This window comes from Bradyrhizobium sp. SHOUNA76, assembly GCF_023006445.1.
Classification (GTDB): domain Bacteria; phylum Pseudomonadota; class Alphaproteobacteria; order Rhizobiales; family Xanthobacteraceae; genus Bradyrhizobium.
Genome location: NZ_JALBHA010000995.1, coordinates 1 through 868, shown reverse-complemented (window position 1 = coordinate 868; position 868 = coordinate 1). Strand labels below are relative to the sequence as shown.

Annotated in this window: 1 protein-coding gene and 1 pseudogene; one reads left to right on the top strand and one right to left on the bottom strand. The window is 68.7% G+C overall.

The window, feature by feature from the left end; genetic code table 11:
• Window positions 1-272, top strand: a pseudogene (locus MOV74_RS39230) (septal ring lytic transglycosylase RlpA family lipoprotein); the annotation flags it as partial.
• Here MOV74_RS39230 and MOV74_RS39225 read toward each other — a convergent pair.
• A partial coding sequence (locus MOV74_RS39225) for an alpha/beta fold hydrolase (protein WP_246932983.1) occupies window positions 269-868 on the bottom strand: 600 nt, incomplete at its 5' end. The pseudogene MOV74_RS39230 and the gene MOV74_RS39225 overlap by 4 nt on opposite strands.

Genomic DNA, 868 nt, shown 5'->3' with positions numbered 1-868 from the left:
AATTGCCCGGATCGAGCCGCGGCGCCATTCGCGGCGACGTGCCGATGCCGGAGGGGCGGCCCTATAATCTCGGCAACACCTCCGCCGACATGGCCTCGCTCAATGCAACCTCGGAAATGTCGGCCTCGAGCCGCGGCCGGGGCCGGGCGGTGCAGAACGCTCGTGCGGTGTCCTACGACCGGGACGGCCGTTACGCCGCCGAGAACGCGGATTCGTCGGCCGACGGCGCCGCCGAGGCTCGCAACATCCTGAGCGGCCGCGGCCTCTACTAGGCCGCGCTCTCCCTCAAGAATTTCACCAGCGCCGCGTTCACCTCGTCGGGTCGCTCCTGCTGCACCCAATGGCCGGCGCCCTCGATGATCAGCTTTCGCTTCAGATTGGGCAGCACGCGCTCGAGCTCGTTGACGCGCTTGGCGCCGATCAGGCCGGTGATGACGGCGTCCCTGGAGCCGGCAATGAACAGCGAGGGCTGACGGATCTGGGCGTCCTGCCACGGCGCCGTCAGCTCCCAATTGCGATCGATGTTGCGGTACCAGTTCAGCCCGCCGCGAAAGCCGGACTTGCGGAAGCTTTCGGTGAAATAGGCCAGATCAGTCTCGCTGAGCCAGCCGGGCAGGGGCTCCTCCGTGGTCGCGTGGCTGAGAAAGCCCTTGCCCTCCTGCACGAACATCGCGGCGGTGGGATCGGCGAGGCCCCGTCCCCCAAGCACGATGCGTATGGTGCGGGCGACGTCGCGCTCCAGCTCGGCCTCGGCGACACCGGGCGCCTGGAAATACTGCCAGTAGAAATTGGTGACGCCGCCCTGGCGGAGCAGGTCGAGCGGCTTGCCGCGGCCGCGGAACGGCGGCGGCACGCTCAGGCCCGCGAC